Raw genomic sequence first — 16,433 nt, forward strand, 5'->3', positions numbered from 1 at the left:
ACTGAATCAGTCATACTGTCGTTATAAACCAAGTACCATCCTGAATTGAGTTTTGTTGAAACGAGTTGGATTCCCTTTTTTGATGGCCTTTATTCGCCCGGCCGTCACGGTTGCTGCCAAACTGATTGCCCCGAGCATTGGCTCGTCGGCCATCCCCAACCTCCACCCCTCAAAAACCGGTGCAGTAACCCAGTCTGATGCGACTGCTTTGTTAAATCGCCGATCGGATGTATCGGCCATCAATCACCCCGTTTCGGTCAATTCGCCCGAACTTCCCCTGCTTGATGTCGATTTCTGTGGTGAGTGTTTGCCACTCGATCAGACCGACGTTGTTGATCGCTGGAAACACGTTTTTACGCTCTTCCGTACCCATGCCAGCGACTTGGGTAACCTTCGGCAACGAGCCGATACGTTCTTCCCAATCATTGATCCGATCCTGGAGAAATACGATATACCCGATGATTTCCGGTATATTCCACTGGCCGAAAGTGCCTTGCAGCCCAAAGCCGTCTCGCGGGCCGGAGCTGCCGGATACTGGCAACTGATGCCCGGCACTGCCCGTGCCCTGGGGCTCAAAGTGGGTGGACGCATTGATGAGCGATTCAATGTGCTCAAGGCAACCGAAGCGGCCTGCAAGTATCTACGCACGCTGTATACGCAGCTCGGTTCCTGGTCGTTAGTAGCGGCTGCCTATAATGCGGGGCCGGGTTACATGAAAAACCAACTCAAGCGGGACGACCGTCGGGACTATTACCAGATGAAACTTCCGCGCGAAACCCGTTATTACCTGTACCGGGTTCTGCTGTATAAAGAGGTGATGTCGCGACCTGACGATTACTCGTCGTTTCTGTCTCCTGTTGAACAGACTGCCTACTACCCATTCCCGCGATTTAATTCAGAGCGGTTTGGCTGACAGCAACATACATTAAAAAAAGGATTAACCACAGAGGCACAAAGGCCACGGAGATAAAAAGCCCTCCGTGGCCTTTGTGCCTCTGTGGTTAATCCTTTTTTTAACCGGTCAAATCAGGCGAATCCCTTTCTCTTCAATCATAATTTTTCGCTCCCGGTATAAGGTGCCGATTGCCTTTTTAAATGTTTTTTTGCTCATTTCCAGCGCGGCATAAATCACCTCGGGCGATGTATTGTCCGTTAGGGGCAAAAATCCATTTTCTGCTTTAAGAGTAGCCAGAATCCGGCGGGCATTGGGCTCTACGTTTTCGTAACCAGACCGTTGCAAACTGACATCCACCCGGCTGTCGTCCCGGATATTTTTGATGTAACCGATCAATGGATCGCCGGGACGGACAGTCCGGAAAATCTCATTTGCGTACACCAACCCCCGGTACCGGTTGTTGATGATGACGTTGACGCCGAGGTCCGTTAGCTCATACGCTAACAGTTGCACCTCTTCGCCCAGCACCAAGTCACTGATATCCGGGTCAAGAAAGCGATTTACCTTGCTCGATGCTACCAGCCGATTGGTTGTCTCGTCCAGATACATGAACACGACGTACCAGTTGCCTACTTCCATTGGCCAGGCTTGTTCACGGTGGGGTACCAACAGGTCTTTCTCCAGGCCCCAGTCCAGAAAAGCCCCGGCCGACGTAACCGATACCACCTGCAAGGCGGCAAACTCATTCCGCTGGATAGCAGGCGTTAAGGTCGTGGCAATGGGGCGATCTTCCGAGTCAGTATACACAAACACGTCAATATCGTCGTCAACGGCCAGCGTATCAGGCACGTATTTATTGGGTAGTAATATATCATTACTAAAATCCTGCGATTTCCGGTCAGTCAGGTCGCCCAGAAAGAAGCCAACGCTGGTTTGGCGCAGGGCAGTCAGGGTATTTATTCGTCCAATATCGATCATAATCAGGTAGCCTACCCGCGCAACGACTGGTGAGCGGGGTTGGCACGGGACAAAGGTCGTTTTTTTATACCGACCTTACGCTTCTTTCTATCGACAGATTCTGCAAACGACCAACTCTTTATGGTGTGTCGGGTTACTATTCGGCTATTTTTTCTACTTTTAGTCGATCGTTGGTTGCGGAAATGAGGAGTAACGTCACAATCTCTAACTCAAAATAAACCCTGATCGCCAAAATCAGTTATTAACGTATATCCGACTGGGCATAACCGGTCGGCTTTCCTTCCAGTATTTGAATGCAATCTGATACTACTAAGTCTACGGATCGGCCCGTTGTTACCCGACGGCTCGATTCTTTTTTCCTGAATCTGGCCGATGTGGCCTCGTTTGTCGGTCGTTTCTTCCGGGAAGCGGCTATGCCACCGTACGAATTTAAAGAAGTTATTCGGCAATGCTACGAGGTTGGGTTTCGCTCGTTGCTGTTGATATCAACTACTGGCTTCATTACCGGTATCGTTTTCACAAACCAGTCGCGCCCCTCTCTGTCAGAATTTGGCGCTACGTCCTGGCTACCCTCGCTCATTGCCATTGCCATCGTACGGGCGCTTGGACCACTCGTTACGGCCCTGATTGCGGCTGGCAAGGTGGGATCGAGTATTGGCGCGGAATTAGGCTCGATGAACGTGACGGAACAGATTGACGCGATGGAAGTATCGGGCACCGACCCCTTCAAATTTCTGGTTGTCAGCCGGGTGCTGGCCACGTCGTTCACAATTCCGCTGCTAACGATGTACACCATTTGTGTCGGGCTGCTTGGCGCGTACATTAACGTCAATCAGAATGAACAGACCAGCTTTATATCTTTCATGCAGGAAGTATTCGGCGCGATTACGTACCTCGACATTTTTGCGTCCATTACCAAATCGACGGTATTTGGTTTCACCATCGGGATGGTTGGCTGTTATAAAGGGTACCATTCATCCAAGGGCACCGAGGGTGTTGGAAAAGCCGCCAACTCGTCTGTTGTCACAGCCATGTTTTTAGTATTCATCGAAGAGCTCCTGTCACTACAGATTATTGGCGCGCTGCGAGGGAGTTGACCTAAAGAGCGATGACGTGAACGAGTACTTCTGGATACACCCAGCTCTGTTTCACCGGTCGCTCTTTCGCTTTTTACACTATGACACCATCTACAGAACCAGTTATTGAGATCAAAGGACTGCGCAAATCCTTCGGCGATTTGCACGTGTTGAGGGGAGTTGATCTGGAAGTAAGCCGGGGCGAAAACATTGCCGTACTCGGCCGGTCCGGTACGGGCAAATCCGTATTGATTAAATTAATTATCGGGATGCTCAAACCCGATGCCGGACGTATTATCGTCTTGGGCCAGGATGTCGAAACACTACGGGGTCGGGAGTTAGATGAGTTTCGGCAAAAAGTGGGTTTTTCGTTTCAGAGCAGCGCCCTTTACGACAGCATGAGCATCCGGGAAAACCTGGAATTTCCACTCGTTCGCAACGTCCGAAACCTGGGCCGCGCCGATATTGATAAAGCCGTAGAAAAAGCACTCGACGATGTTGGGCTGTCCCAAACGATCAACCAGATGCCGTCTGAGCTCTCCGGGGGACAGCGAAAGCGCATTGGTATTGCCCGGACGTTGATTCTCCAGCCGGAGATTATGTTATATGATGAACCAACATCGGGGCTTGACCCCATTACAAGTATCGAAATCAATAACCTGATCAACGAGGTGCGTGAACGGTTCAAGGCAACTTCCATCATCATTACCCACGACCTGACCTGTGCGAAAACTACCGGCGACCGGGTAGCAATGCTGCTGGATGGGAAATTTGAACGGGTAGGCCCTTTCGAAGAGGTTTTTGCTGATCCCGATGAGCGGATTCAACAGTTTTACAATTACAAATTCGTGGATTAAACAGAATAACTCGTTTATGGTTTTTCAGTATATGGTTTATGGTATACTTGATACAGCAGGCGTACACCTATCCGTAAACGTGAACTATGTTAGCTACCAAAAATCAAGAATTATAAACCATCACTATGAGTACTGAATCGACCAAGCGCTCCGTTGTTGTCGGCATTTTTGTCCTGGTGGGCATTGCCATATTCGTTGCCGGGGTGTTTGTACTGGGCGGACAGCAGAAACGCTTTACAAAGAGCTTTAAACTTATGGCCGTTTTTAAAGATGTAGGCGGCCTGAAAGTCGGAAACAACGTCTGGTTTTCGGGTGTCAAAATCGGAACGGTCAAGCGAATCAGTTTCTACGGAAACGCGCAGGTCGAAGTCGACATGAGTATCGAGCAAAGCTCCAAGCAGTACATTCGCAAAGATGCGGATGCCACCATCAGTTCCGACGGGCTGATTGGCAACAAAATCGTTGTGATCACGGGCGGAACTACCAAACATCCCGAAGTGGAAGATGGCGACCGCATCAAAACGTCGGCCGCGCTCAGCTCCGATCAGATCATGGCGACCTTGCAGGAAAATAACAACAACTTGCTTAAGGTCACCAATGACTTCAAGGAGTTGGTAGGGAATCTAAGACGCGGAAAAGGCACCGTAGGCGCCGTACTGACCGACTCCGTTGTTGCCGACAATTTCAAGCGGGCCATGAAAAACCTGGAACGCGCTTCCGACAATACCGTGAAAATAACGGGTTCCGTTTCGAATTTTGCCGCCAAACTAAATACGAAAGGCACACTTGCCAACGAATTAGTGACGGATACGACCGTGTTCCGCCGGTTGAGCCGGTCGGCAACACAGTTAGAAAAAGCTGCGGGTTCCGCCAATCAAACGGTTGGCACACTCAGCCAAACCTCGGCGAACCTGAACCGGGCATCCGAAAAGCTGAATAACACCAACAGCCCCCTGGGTGTATTGCTTACCGATCAGGAAACAGCGACTAACCTGCGGACTACCCTTCGTAACCTCAGTCAGGGTACGGTGTTGCTCAATCAGGACCTGAAGGCTGCGCAGAGTAATTTCCTCCTACGTGGTTTTTTCAAAAAGCAGGCAAAGGAAGCCGCGAAGCAAAAAGCTGACAGCACCGCTGCTGCGAAGCCATAATAACGCACTAGTGCGATAATGCCGACATCCTGTTCGGACAGCGATAAGCTCTTATGGCCTTTGCTATCCGAGCAGGATGTCGGCATGAGTACACTACGGTATTACAAAGACAAATGTTCCGATCGAACCGGCTGACCATAGAATACAGTTGCCTGCCGGTCGAAATCCTCGGTTGAGTCGGTAGTGAGGAAGGTTCGCTGGCCTTGTTTACTGCACTGCACGTCCATTTCCGGGTGTCGAATCAAATAATCAGCCAGACTTTTAGAAACAATCCCACCCTGGCACAGAATCGTCGTATTTGGTGGAGCATACTGCTGAATTTTGCCGAGCAATAACGGATAGTGCGTACAGGCCAGCAGAATCGTGTCAATGTCGGGCGACTGCTCAAGCAACCGATCAATGTGTTGCTGAACAAAGTAGTCGGCTCCGGGACTGGCATACTCGCCATTTTCTACCAGCGGTACCCACATGGGGCAAGCCTCCTGGAAGACGTCCACAGCAGGAAAGAATTTTTCTATCTCGACCAGATACGACTCTGACGTAACTGTTCCGCGCGTAGCCAATACCCCTACTTTACCCGTTTTGGAGTAGTTGCCAATTACCTCCGTCGTGGGTCGTATCACGCCCAGCACTCGCCGGTCCGGTCCATCCCGACCGGGGGCTATTGTAGGCAAATCAAGCTGCTGAATATTCCGCAACGCTTTGGCCGAAGCTGTGTTACAAGCCAGAATTACGAGCCGGCACCCCCGGTCGAACAAGTGCTGCACACATTCGAGCGTGTAGTGGTATACGGTATCGAAAGAACGGGTACCGTAGGGCGTTCGGGCGTTATCGCCGAGGTAGATGTAGTCGTATTGGGGCAGCGTCTGAACGATCTCCCGCAGAACAGTCAGCCCGCCATAGCCGGAGTCAAATATGCCAATGGGTTGATTCATAGCCGACTTACATGCTGACTCACCCATTGTGTAAAGTTTTCTCTTGTTTGGGTACCATCAGCAACCTGTAGGATAATTTGCTCCTGCTCATCTACACTGGCCAAAATCTCAAATCCATTTAAAACCAGTAGTGTTTCCATCACGGCATGTCCAATTCGCTTGTTTCCATCAACAAATGGATGATTGCATATTAGTAAATAGCCCGTCATTGCAGCCTTATCGACCAGAGTTGGATAGAGTTCGTGTCCGTCGAAGGTTGCAAAAGGTTGAATCAAGGCAGATGCGACAATTTCACTGTTTCGGATGCCCAAGCTCCCACCAGACTGTTCAATGATACGCTCATGCAATTTAAACACGTCAGCAAGAGATAATTGTCTCATTAAGCTAGCCGGTTGTAAAGCAGCTTGTTTTTGGCAAGAACATAGTCAATGGCCTGCTCTTGAACAGTAGATGTAGCCACTAAAGAATCAATGGCCTGTTTTAGAAGTTCGTCTACCGTAAGGTTTACCGATTCAGCCTTTACCTGCAAAGCTGATAATTGTTGATCAGGAAGTGTCAATTGTAGCGTTGCCATGTCTTATTTTCTTTAAGAATTATCGTGCCCTCGGGTTAATAACAAACAATAAGCCAGTTCCAGTCACTCACACTGCCATAAATCCGGTAGCACCAGAATAGGTTTACCCCAGTAATTCTTTTCCCTGCGCCAGAGCCGCATCCAGACCCGATGAATCGGAGCCGCCTGCCGTAGCAAAAAAGGGTTGGCCACCGCCCCCACCTTTGATGTTTTTGGCCAGCTCCTTCACGACCTGTCCGGCGTTCAGTTTACGTTCCTGAATGAGCGAATCGGGCAGCATGACGGCCAGTTGGGGTTTGCCGTTGATATCGGCACCCAGTACAACAGCCAGATTATCCACTTTGGCTTTCAGGTCATACGCCAGTTGCTTGAGGGCATCGGCATTAGGAACCTCCACGCGCTCCACAAGCACCATGTGGCCCGGTCCAACGTTTCCGTTTACGGCCTGCACTTTCGTCAGCAATTCATTTTTCAGTTGTTGAACCTTCTCGTTCTGCAACGCTTCGACTTGTTTTTGCAACGCAGTCCGCTCCTCCAGCAACGCCTGAACGGCTTTCACAACGTCTTTGGGTGCCTTCAGCAATTCTTTCAATTCCGAGACGACGGCCATTTGCTCATTCACCAGTGTCTCAGCACCCGCCGAGGTTTTGGCTTCGACCCGCCGAATGCCGGTTGATACGGAACCCTCGCCCGTGAACTTGAACAGGCCGATATGACCCGTCGCGGGTACGTGGGTGCCGCCACAAAGTTCAACCGAGTAGCCCGGTTCAAAGGTGATTACCCGCACGAAATCGCCGTATTTTTCGCCAAACAACGCCGTTGCGCCTAGTTCTTTAGCTTCCGCGATGGGTACGTTCCGTTTTTCGTCGAGCTTGATATCTTCCCGAATCTTTTCATTCACGATTCGCTCCACTTCGGCCAGTTGTTCGTCCGTCACTTTGCTGAAGTGCGAAAAGTCGAAGCGCAGGGCATCGGGACCGACGTACGACCCTTTCTGCGCTACGTGCGTACCCAGCACATCACGCAGGGCAGCGTGGAGCAGGTGGGTGGCCGAGTGGTTGCTGCTGGTCAGGCCACGCCGGGCATTGTTAATAACGGCATAGACAGAATCCGCTTCGGTCAGCAGGTCGTCGATACCCGTCACATCCTGAATGATGTGAATGGTCAGGTCATTTTCTTTCTTCGTGTCAAGGACAGTTAGCGTGCCGATCTGATCTGAATTAGAGAAGAGTTCAAGTACGCCTGTATCCCCGACCTGACCGCCAGACTCCGCGTAAAAAGGGGTTTTATCAAGTACAACCTGCACCTGCGTACCCTGTTTATTCTGAATCTTGCGGTACTTTACGATATGAGCGTATGCTTCCGGCTGGTCGTAACCAACAAATTCGACACGATCGGTTTCGTTTACATCGATCCAGTCCCCAGCCGATGAGGTAGCATCTTTCCGGGAACGAGTTTTCTGCTCCTGAAGGGCATTCTGAAAACCGGCTTCATCAATCGTCAGTCCCTTTTCGCGGGCAATGAGCGCCGTCAAATCGGCCGGAAAGCCGAACGTGTCGTTTAGCTCGAATACGGTTTCGCCGGATATTTCTTTCGTCCCTTTTCCGTTGAGATCACTGATGATCTGATCCAGTCGGCCCAGACCCGTTCCCAGCGTCCGCAGGAACGAGATTTCTTCTTCCCGGATAACCGTAGCCACAAAATCCCGCTGGGCATTGAGTTCAGGGAAAACATCCGCAAACTGCGCAGCCAGCGTTGGCACAAGTTTGGTCATGAACGGCTCGGTCAGGTTCAGGTACGAGTAGCCGTACCGAATGGCCCGGCGCAGAATCCGCCGGATTACGTAGCCCGCTTTGGCATTGGACGGTACCAGCCCATCAGCAATGGCAAACGAGACCGCCCGAATGTGATCGGCGATGACGCGCATGGCCACATCGGCCTTGTCCATCGTGCCGCCGTAGGCCTTACCCGATAATTCTTCGATTACGTTGATCGTACCCGAAAACACATCCGTGTCGTAATTAGAGCGTTTTCCCTGAATAGCCATGCACAACCGTTCGAAGCCCATCCCCGTATCCACGTGGCGGGCAGGCAGCGGCTCCAGCGACCCATCGGCCTTGCGGTTGAACTGCATGAATACGAGGTTCCATATTTCGACAACCTGCGGATGGTCGGCATTGACAAGCTCCTTACCCGGCTGTTGGGCAATCTCCTCGGGCGACCGCAAATCGACGTGAATTTCGGAGCAGGGACCGCACGGCCCCGTATCGCCCATTTCCCAGAAGTTGTCTTTTTTGTTGCCGTAAATGATCCGGTCTTCGCCGACAATCGGTTTCCAAAGGTCGAACGCTTCCTGATCGAAGGGGACACCATCTGTCTCGTCGCCCTGAAAGACCGATACATAGAGCCGGTCTTTGGGCAGTTTGTACACCTCCGTTAGCAATTCCCACGCCCAGGTGATGGCCTCTTTCTTGAAATAATCCCCAAATGACCAGTTGCCGAGCATTTCGAACATGGTGTGGTGATAGGTGTCGAAGCCAACATCTTCCAGGTCATTGTGTTTCCCCGACACGCGCAGACACTTTTGCGTATCGGCAACCCGTTTGGACGGGGGTGTGCCATTACCCAGGAAAAAGTCTTTGAACTGCGCCATCCCTGAATTGTTGAACATCAGCGTTGGGTCGTTTTTCGCGACAAGCGGTGCCGAAGCTACAATCAGGTGTTGTTTGGACTGGAAGAAGTCGAGAAAATGCCGACGTATTTCGTGGGAAGTCATAGTAAAATTGTAAAGCAAGCGAGTCGTACGTCAATAAGTATGAGCAGGCCCCAAACAGGTAGTCCTGATAAAGCGCTCATACGTATGCGTAATTGGGGCCAAATTTACGCCAAAACTTGCGTTTATTCAGCCAGCTTTCCAAGTTTGCAGTATGGAAAACGGAGGGAAGTTGTACTACGGTATCAAAGAAGTAGCGGAGATGTTTGCAATCAATGCCTCCAAACTACGGTATTACGAAAAAGAATTCCCGACCCTTCAACCCAAGAAAAACCGTTCCGGCGACCGGGTATATACCCAGGCCGACATCGACCATCTGAAAGAAATCCTGGTCTTGACCAACGACAAAGGATACACGTTGCCCGGTGCCCGCGAGTACCTCAAAACCCGCGATGCTAACCGGCGCGAACACGCAGTGTATATCAACAAACTGAAGCGAATCAAGGCGGGCCTGGAAAAAATGCGGGCGAGCCTGGACAAACCGGTTTCGCCCGCAACGGAACCGGAAGATGAAATGCCGGAAGACGAGTCAGATGTAAACTAAACGCCTGCCAATCAGCATCATTTATTTCTCCCTGATTTCCCTACAGCACCTTCATAAAGGCAACCAGCGCCTTCTTCTCCGGTTGCGTCAGATTCAGCTTATCGAACGGCAAGGTTTGATTGGTGAGCTTAAAACCCAGGCCGTTGCCTCCTCCTCTATCGTAAAAATCAACCACGTCCTCAAGCGTACGAAACACGCCATTGTGCATGTAGGGGGCTGTTTTAGCTACCTGACGAACGGTGGGCGTTTTGAAGGCGTAGCGATGTGGTTCACGGTTTGTCAGCGCGAATTTGCCGACATCGGCATCGACCTCTTTACCGGCAGCGGAGGCTGGTGTTCCCAGTACTTCACTTTCCGTTTCCTGATAAGCCGGTGGAACGGTGCCATTGAACAGGGGAAAGAAATGGCAGGTAGCGCACTTCGCCTTACCCATGAACAGGTTGAACCCGTATTTCTCTTCGGCAGTCAGCGCGGTTGGCTGACCGCGAAAATACCTGTCCATTCGTGAGTCCAGACTGGTCAGCGAACGGATGTAGCTGGCAATGGCATTTTTAAGCGTCTCTTCCGTTAGGCCTTCTTTATACGATTTGGCGAATAAAGCCTGATAGTCCGCATCCTGGCGCAATAACGCAATCGTTTTGGGCAGGAAACCATGCATTTCCTGCTCATTCTGAATGACGTCACCGGCCTGATCTTCCAGGAAAACCACCCGTGAATCGGCAAATTGAACGGCTTGAAAAGCGGCATTGACCAAGGTGGGCGCATTGCGAAGCGTGCGATGAGCCGTACGCGGAGACCCACGCATGGCTATGGCGAGACTTTTGGATTCGCCGTCGGTAAAGGCTTTGTCCGGCTGGTGACAACTGGCACAGGTTCGGTTTCCATTGCCCGATAGAATCGGGTTAACGAACAACTTCTCTCCCAGCGCAACGCGATCCGGCGTTGGGCGTTGTTCATCGAGGTTAACAAAGTAGTCCGGATGAAATACGCCGGAGTCTGTCAAAGCTCGGGCCGTTGTCGAAAGGAGCCGATTTTTGGTAAAAACGGGAATCGCAAGGGCTTGTTGGGCATCTAATAACAACCCACTCAGCACGTTGGCCTGCTGATTGATGAAACCAAGCCGATCAAATGCATCGAACGAATGAGCCGATCGCAAGGTCCTGATGGCACGGGTGAACGCCTGATCGAGTCGCCCGGAGAGGTCGGCATCTTTCCTGACCAGTTCGTAAAATGCTACCTGCTGCTGCATCCGTTCGAGTGCGCTGGCCGCTTCGGGAAGCGAGTAAATCGCAATGGGCGAGTCGAAGCCGGTAATGCCCAATGAAACGATCCGGACTATTTCAAGCCGCATGGCGTCGAATACATGGCTATCCGTCAACGCATTGTTCTCGGAGATTTTACGCAGCCGGTTAACATTTGAGCGAATGACAGCCGCCTGATGAACCGCTTCGGTCTGATTCGCGCTATCGAGCGCGGGAAACAAAAGCTCTTCGAGTACCTGAAATCCTTCGGGCGCATTGATGCGCAGATCGTCATCCACATCCGGAATGTTTGGCCCATTGAGGGAGCGACTTGTCTCCGGATTATAGTAGGCCGTCAGAAACTCAGTTCGTTTGTAGGCCAGCCGCGCCCGCCGAAAAGCCGTTTGACTATCCCGATTTGATCGGTTGGCGCGGATCACCTGCTGCAACTGGCTAACCGCGCTATCGAGTTCGTTGACATCCTCCATGAAGGCCTGCTTCACAGCCTGGGCAGGCATTGGTTTCGGCCCGATCACGAACCCGTAAACCGCGCATAAAAGCAGCAGACCCGCGACCAACACAATGAGCCACCAAAGGCTGAATCGGGTGGTATTTGAAATAACTATACTAGACGGTTGTTCGCTGCGCATTACGTTTTTACCAATAAACGGCTGATAACAAAATGCCTGACCGAAACAGAATCCCGGTCAGGCGAGTGTACGGTGGAATGGTTATCGGGGTAACCCTTCAATCAGAATGAGTTGGCTGGCCTGGTTTTCGTCTTTGCGTTTCGACCCGCCATCAACCCCTTTATACTTATCAGCCCGCCAGGTGTGCCCCTGAATACCCAGCATGAAGGTATTTGGTCGTCCCGTCACATCCGATACATCGATCATCCCGCTGCTCTCCCAGGAGCCCAGTTTCGATGTACCGCCTACGTTGTATTTAGCCGCATCGGCTTCTGTCCGGCGGTGGTCCAGCTCAATGATCGGCGTCAATTGCCGGGTATTCAGGTTGTACTGATACACGTAGGCGTCGTGTTTTTCATCACCATATTCGTTCGGGTCTTCCATGATGTAGACGTAGTTGGCCGTTACGCAAACGTTGTCCGGATCCTGAAAGGTTTTGGCCATACCATTCCGGTCATCACCATTCAGGATCACTTCCAGTTTACCCTTGGTAGGATCATTGGCATCCATAGTCAACCGATAAATACGGCCATACTTCGACCGCGAATAATCGGCGTTCACGCCCGTATTGTTTTGACCGGTAACGGCGAAGAACACTTCACGGCCATTGGCCCCGCCCCCTTTGCGGTAGTCGACATCTTCAACGCGACCAAACTTAATACCCTTTAACTCGTTCACCTTGGCGTTGATCTGTGCGCCCGTCAGCGTTTTCTGGTCGTCGATTTTAGTAAATTCAACGTCGTAGACTGTCCCCGGATTCATATCCATCTCCCGCTGATTGCCATCGGGCCGACGCAACATATACAAGGAGCCGTTTTCCAGATCGCCAACGGCGTTGGCCATGTACATGGCCAATTGCCCACCGTTCACATCCGAATCGTCATCGCCAATCACGATAATCGTCTTGCCGGGATATGCCGTTTTCGGCAAAGGCAGGGCATTTTCTGCACTCCAGCGACCGAGTCCGGCCACTTCACGGGAGATACCCGCCTGCTGCGCGTCGGCATCCACCCTGAGTGCATGGGTGCGGGACTCCTGACCGCTTTCCCCGCACGTGAGGAACACGGGGCCAAAACCATGCTCTACGGGTGTGGCCAGCGTGGCTGAACACAGCCGCCACGTTCCGCCATCGGAGTTGAGTATGTATTCCCCTTTAACCGGCTTAAACGATTTATCGAGGGTAATGCGCGATACGGCGAAGTTGTCTTCATTATTGACCAGGATGGTGTAGTTTCCATCCGGGTTCTGGAAGATGCCAGCGCCATCGGCAGAGCCACCGAAAATGTAATTGGGGGACTGCTCCAACCGATCGTCACTACTGAGCAGCGAGTACAGCTTAACCGTCTCAGCACCAAGCCGTCCGCCCGACGCACCCGGTAGTAATTTAGCCAACACAGGCGTCACCGATCGGTTTTGAACCGTAATGGCAGGGCTGTCGGTAAGGCGATGATCGTTGCAGCCAGCCAGTGCAAATAAGCTGAATAAAGCAGCTGACGATAGTAGAGGTTTTTGGGTAAACATGAGTAGGCGGTTATTAGCGAATCTTGTCTTTGCAAAGAAACCGCGCACGCTTTACCTGAGTATGAAGCCAGTATTACCAGATTGATATCATTAAAAAGCGATTAATAACGCTTTCGTTTTATTCTCGCTACGTCCCTCACCCAGGGCTCCAATTCATGGCAAACTGGTTTTTTCCGGCAGAAATTAGTAAGCTTGCACGAGTCGACATTGATTTTATATTTGTTTACATATCCAGCCCATCCGTTTCGTGCCTACTGATACCCAGCATCAAATTGCGCTCACCCTTGTACCGGGTGTAGGGAGTATTCTTATTCGCCAACTGATCAGTTACTGCGGTTCAGCGACCGAAGTATTCAGATCGCCGTTGGCCCGATTGATGAAAGTGCCTGGTATTGGCGAGGTAACGGCCCGGGCCATCCTAAAACCCGGCGTTCTGTTGGAGGCCGAACAGGTAATGATACGCCTGGAAAAAATGGGGGCGTCGGCCCTGTTTTACCTGGATAAAGCGTATCCTGGCCGACTTAAACCTCTTTACGACGCCCCCGCCCTACTCTATTTTCAGGGGATGGGCAACCTGAATGCGCCCCGTACCATTGGCCTGGTGGGCACCCGGCAGGCAACTGAATACGGCCGACGGATTACCCAGGAAATTATCGAAGCGGTAGTACCTTATGGCGCTAGTGTGATCAGCGGGCTGGCTTATGGCATCGACATTGCTGCTCACCGCTCCAGTCTGGCCAACGGCTTACCCACCATTGGGGTCATGGCTAGCGGCCCGGACATCATCTACCCCAATGTGCACCAGAAAACAGCCTCTGACATGCTGGTGCAGGGTGGTTTGCTGACCGAAAGCAAGCCCGGCACCAAGCCCGATGCGCACCTGTTTCCGGCCCGCAATCGAATTATTGCCGGTTTAAGTGACGTCGTCGTGGTGGTTGAAGCAGCCGCCAAGGGCGGTGCCCTGATCACGGCTGAATACGCGAATAATTATCACCGGGAGGTATTCGCCGTTCCGGGACAGCTGAATCAGACTTTTTCGGCGGGCTGCAACAAACTTATCCGGGAAAATAAAGCCCAGATTTATACCAGCCCTAACGACATTATCGAAGCCCTCAACTGGGATCGGGCGAATGAGCCGGTTTCGCCAAAGAATATACCACCCGCTTTACCGGTCAATATTACGGAAGAAGAAAGCCAGATTCTGGCCTTGCTCCGCCAATCGGCGGATCTGCATGTCGATGAGTTGAGCTGGAAAAGTCAGATTCCAATGGGGCGACTGGCTTCTCTGCTTCTAACCCTTGAATTTCAAGGCTTTGTGCGCTCCCTACCGGGCAAGAAATACGCCGTCGTTTACGTTTGATTTTGTCATCACGAACCAATCTCGCGTCCGCACAACCATAATAATGCCTATTTTTGGCCGTTTAAAACCAACTCAACTCTCATTCTCTACGTACTCCTATGCCTGATCTCCGACGATCTATCCTTAGTTTTTCATTCATCCTCATCACCCTATTCAGTTTCGGTCAAACCAGTCCTAAGCCAGCCAAAAGTGGGAATCCTATTTTCCCCGGCTGGTACGCCGATCCGGAAGGCGTCCTGTTTGGGAAGCAATACTGGATTTATCCAACCTACTCCGCTCCGTATGAACAGCAGGTATTTCTGGACGCGTTCTCCTCGCCTGATCTGGTAACCTGGACAAAGCACAGCCGAATTATTGACTCGACAGCCGTTAAATGGGCAAAAAAGGCGATGTGGGCACCGTCTATCGTTGAGAAAGGTGGACAATACTTTCTGTTTTTTGGTGCCAACGACATTCACGATGAGAAGAAAGAAGTAGGAGGCATTGGGGTAGCGGTTGCCAACAATCCCGCTGGCCCATTCCGCGACTACCTGGGAAAGCCGCTCGTCGGGCAAATTCATAATGGCGCACAACCCATTGACCAGTACGTCTTTAAAGATCAGGACGGGCAGTATTATTTAATCTACGGTGGCTGGGGCCACTGCAACATTGCCCGACTAAACGATGATTTCACGGGTTTCCTACCCTTCCCCGATGGGACCACCTTTCGGGAAATAACGCCTAAGAGCTACGTAGAAGGCCCTACCATGTTTGTTCGTCAGGGCAAGTATTACTTTATGTGGTCGGAGGGCGGCTGGACGGGTCCTGACTATTCCGTTGCTTATGCCGTTGCGAAGTCGCCGTTTGGCCCCTTTGAGCGGGTCGGTAAAATTCTGCAGCAAGACCCCACCGTGGCTAGAGGAGCCGGGCATCACTCGGTTATTCAGGTACCCGGAACCGATGACTGGTACATCGTTTATCACCGGCGCCCATTAACCGAAACCGATGGCAATCACCGGGAAACCTGCATCGACCATATGTATTTCGATGCTGATGGTGCCATCAAACCGGTCAAGATTACCGTTGGCGGTGTAGAGGCCCGCGCGTTGAAGTAAATTCAGTACCCTAATAAAAACGACTGATTTCTCTTTTTTTTGAACAATGTGGCCTGTCCCCTCGTCATCTGACCTTAACTAAACAAATGTCAATGATGGGAAGAGGGGATATAAAGTCGAAACGAGGAAAAATTTCGCGGGGTTCTTACGGCAAAACCCGCCCTGGAAAATCGAAAAAATCAGTGGTACCTAAGCCCGTCGACAAGCCTCAGGAGTAACCTGATTAACAAAAAGCGCCGTTATCCTAATGAATAACGGCGCTTTTTTAGCTACCAGACAAAGACCCGTCACTCGTGCTTAGTTTGTAGTTTCGCTGTTCGTTACCGTAAGCGTTACGGGAATGTTGCCACGCGTAGCATTTGAATAGGGACACACCTGGTGCGCTTTCTCAACCAACTCCTCAGCAACGGCCTGATCAACGCCCGGCACATTGACATCCAGTGTCACGGCTAAGCCAAACCCACCCGTATCCAGTTTACCGATACTCACATCGGCCGTTACCGTCGTTATACCCGTTTTTACTTTAGCCATTCGGGCCACCAGATTGAGGGCGCTATCGAAACAGGCGGCATAGCCCGCAGCGAACAGTTGCTCCGGATTTGAGTAGGCACCGCCTGATCCACCCAGTTCGCGGGGGGTACGCACGTCGAGATCCAGAACGTTATCGGATGAAGTTACATGACCATCACGGCCGCCGGTCGCCGTAGCGTGGGCTGTATACAGGGATTGAAGCATGGTTCGTTAA

Annotated in this window: 16 protein-coding genes; 8 read left to right on the forward strand and 8 right to left on the reverse strand. The window is 51.5% G+C overall.

Annotated features, from left to right (window positions below; all coding sequences use genetic code 11):
- Positions 1–82: 82 nt before the first annotated feature.
- Positions 83–913 (forward strand): lytic transglycosylase domain-containing protein, encoded by an 831-nt coding sequence (locus ACYU8Y_RS17675; protein WP_460939377.1) that lies wholly within the window; start codon positions 83–85, stop codon positions 911–913.
- 108 nt (positions 914–1,021) lie between these two features.
- On the opposite strand, the gene ACYU8Y_RS17680 is transcribed toward ACYU8Y_RS17675, so the two are convergent.
- The gene (locus tag ACYU8Y_RS17680; RefSeq protein WP_460939378.1) at positions 1,022–1,873 is read right to left on the reverse strand and encodes a CvfB family protein; all 852 of its coding nucleotides are present in this window, start codon (positions 1,871–1,873) and stop codon (positions 1,022–1,024) included.
- Between the two features lie 293 nt (positions 1,874–2,166).
- Here ACYU8Y_RS17680 and ACYU8Y_RS17685 point away from each other — a divergent pair, with 293 nt between their 5' ends.
- From ACYU8Y_RS17685 to ACYU8Y_RS17695, 3 genes are all read left to right on the forward strand, one after another.
- Complete coding sequence (locus ACYU8Y_RS17685) at positions 2,167–2,970, forward strand: MlaE family ABC transporter permease (RefSeq protein WP_460939379.1); 804 nt, start codon at positions 2,167–2,169, stop codon at positions 2,968–2,970.
- A gap of 80 nt (positions 2,971–3,050) precedes the next feature.
- Positions 3,051–3,806, forward strand: coding sequence for an ABC transporter ATP-binding protein (locus tag ACYU8Y_RS17690; RefSeq protein ID WP_460939380.1), 756 nt, complete (start codon positions 3,051–3,053; stop codon positions 3,804–3,806).
- A gap of 125 nt (positions 3,807–3,931) precedes the next feature.
- Positions 3,932–4,957, forward strand: a complete 1,026-nt coding sequence (locus ACYU8Y_RS17695) for an MlaD family protein (protein WP_460939381.1) — start codon at positions 3,932–3,934, stop codon at positions 4,955–4,957.
- A 101-nt stretch (positions 4,958–5,058) separates the two neighbouring features.
- On the opposite strand, the gene murI is transcribed toward ACYU8Y_RS17695, so the two are convergent.
- From murI to alaS, 4 genes are all read right to left on the reverse strand, one after another.
- Positions 5,059–5,892, reverse strand: a complete 834-nt coding sequence (gene murI, locus ACYU8Y_RS17700) for a glutamate racemase (RefSeq protein ID WP_460939382.1) — start codon at positions 5,890–5,892, stop codon at positions 5,059–5,061.
- A complete protein-coding gene (locus ACYU8Y_RS17705; protein ID WP_460939383.1) occupies positions 5,889–6,272 on the reverse strand; it encodes a type II toxin-antitoxin system death-on-curing family toxin in 384 nt (127 codons plus the stop codon). The genes murI and ACYU8Y_RS17705 overlap by 4 nt, the downstream gene beginning before the upstream one ends.
- Positions 6,272–6,466, reverse strand: coding sequence for a hypothetical protein (locus ACYU8Y_RS17710; RefSeq protein ID WP_460939384.1), 195 nt, complete (start codon positions 6,464–6,466; stop codon positions 6,272–6,274). Before ACYU8Y_RS17710 ends, ACYU8Y_RS17705 begins: the two co-directional genes overlap by 1 nt.
- 103 nt (positions 6,467–6,569) lie before the next feature.
- A complete protein-coding gene (gene alaS / locus ACYU8Y_RS17715) occupies positions 6,570–9,242 on the reverse strand; it encodes an alanine--tRNA ligase (RefSeq protein WP_460939385.1) in 2,673 nt (890 codons plus the stop codon).
- Positions 9,243–9,393: 151 nt separating this feature from the next.
- On the opposite strand from alaS, the gene ACYU8Y_RS17720 reads away from it, so the two are divergent.
- A complete protein-coding gene (locus ACYU8Y_RS17720) occupies positions 9,394–9,783 on the forward strand; it encodes a MerR family transcriptional regulator (protein ID WP_460939386.1) in 390 nt (129 codons plus the stop codon).
- Positions 9,784–9,823: 40 nt separating this feature from the next.
- On the opposite strand, the gene ACYU8Y_RS17725 is transcribed toward ACYU8Y_RS17720, so the two are convergent.
- The gene (locus ACYU8Y_RS17725) at positions 9,824–11,674 is read right to left on the reverse strand and encodes a cytochrome c peroxidase (RefSeq protein WP_460939387.1); all 1,851 of its coding nucleotides are present in this window, start codon (positions 11,672–11,674) and stop codon (positions 9,824–9,826) included.
- 81 nt (positions 11,675–11,755) lie between these two features.
- Positions 11,756–13,234: an alkaline phosphatase PhoX gene (locus ACYU8Y_RS17730; protein WP_460939388.1), complete on the reverse strand. Its 1,479-nt coding sequence runs from the start codon at positions 13,232–13,234 to the stop codon at positions 11,756–11,758.
- A gap of 247 nt (positions 13,235–13,481) precedes the next feature.
- Here ACYU8Y_RS17730 and dprA point away from each other — a divergent pair, with 247 nt between their 5' ends.
- From dprA to ACYU8Y_RS17745, 3 genes are all read left to right on the forward strand, one after another.
- Positions 13,482–14,594 carry a DNA-processing protein DprA gene (gene dprA, locus ACYU8Y_RS17735; RefSeq protein WP_460939389.1) on the forward strand — a complete coding sequence of 371 codons (1,113 nt, stop codon included), beginning with the start codon at positions 13,482–13,484 and terminating at the stop codon, positions 14,592–14,594.
- A gap of 98 nt (positions 14,595–14,692) precedes the next feature.
- Positions 14,693–15,688: a glycoside hydrolase family 43 protein gene (locus ACYU8Y_RS17740; RefSeq protein WP_460939390.1), complete on the forward strand. Its 996-nt coding sequence runs from the start codon at positions 14,693–14,695 to the stop codon at positions 15,686–15,688.
- Between the two features lie 95 nt (positions 15,689–15,783).
- The gene (locus ACYU8Y_RS17745) at positions 15,784–15,906 is read left to right on the forward strand and encodes a 30S ribosomal protein THX (RefSeq protein ID WP_460940318.1); all 123 of its coding nucleotides are present in this window, start codon (positions 15,784–15,786) and stop codon (positions 15,904–15,906) included.
- A 79-nt stretch (positions 15,907–15,985) separates the two neighbouring features.
- Here ACYU8Y_RS17745 and ACYU8Y_RS17750 read toward each other — a convergent pair whose 3' ends face one another.
- Positions 15,986–16,423 (reverse strand): organic hydroperoxide resistance protein, encoded by a 438-nt coding sequence (locus ACYU8Y_RS17750; protein WP_460939391.1) that lies wholly within the window; start codon positions 16,421–16,423, stop codon positions 15,986–15,988.
- Positions 16,424–16,433 lie beyond the last annotated feature (10 nt).

Source organism: Spirosoma humi, assembly GCF_054776575.1.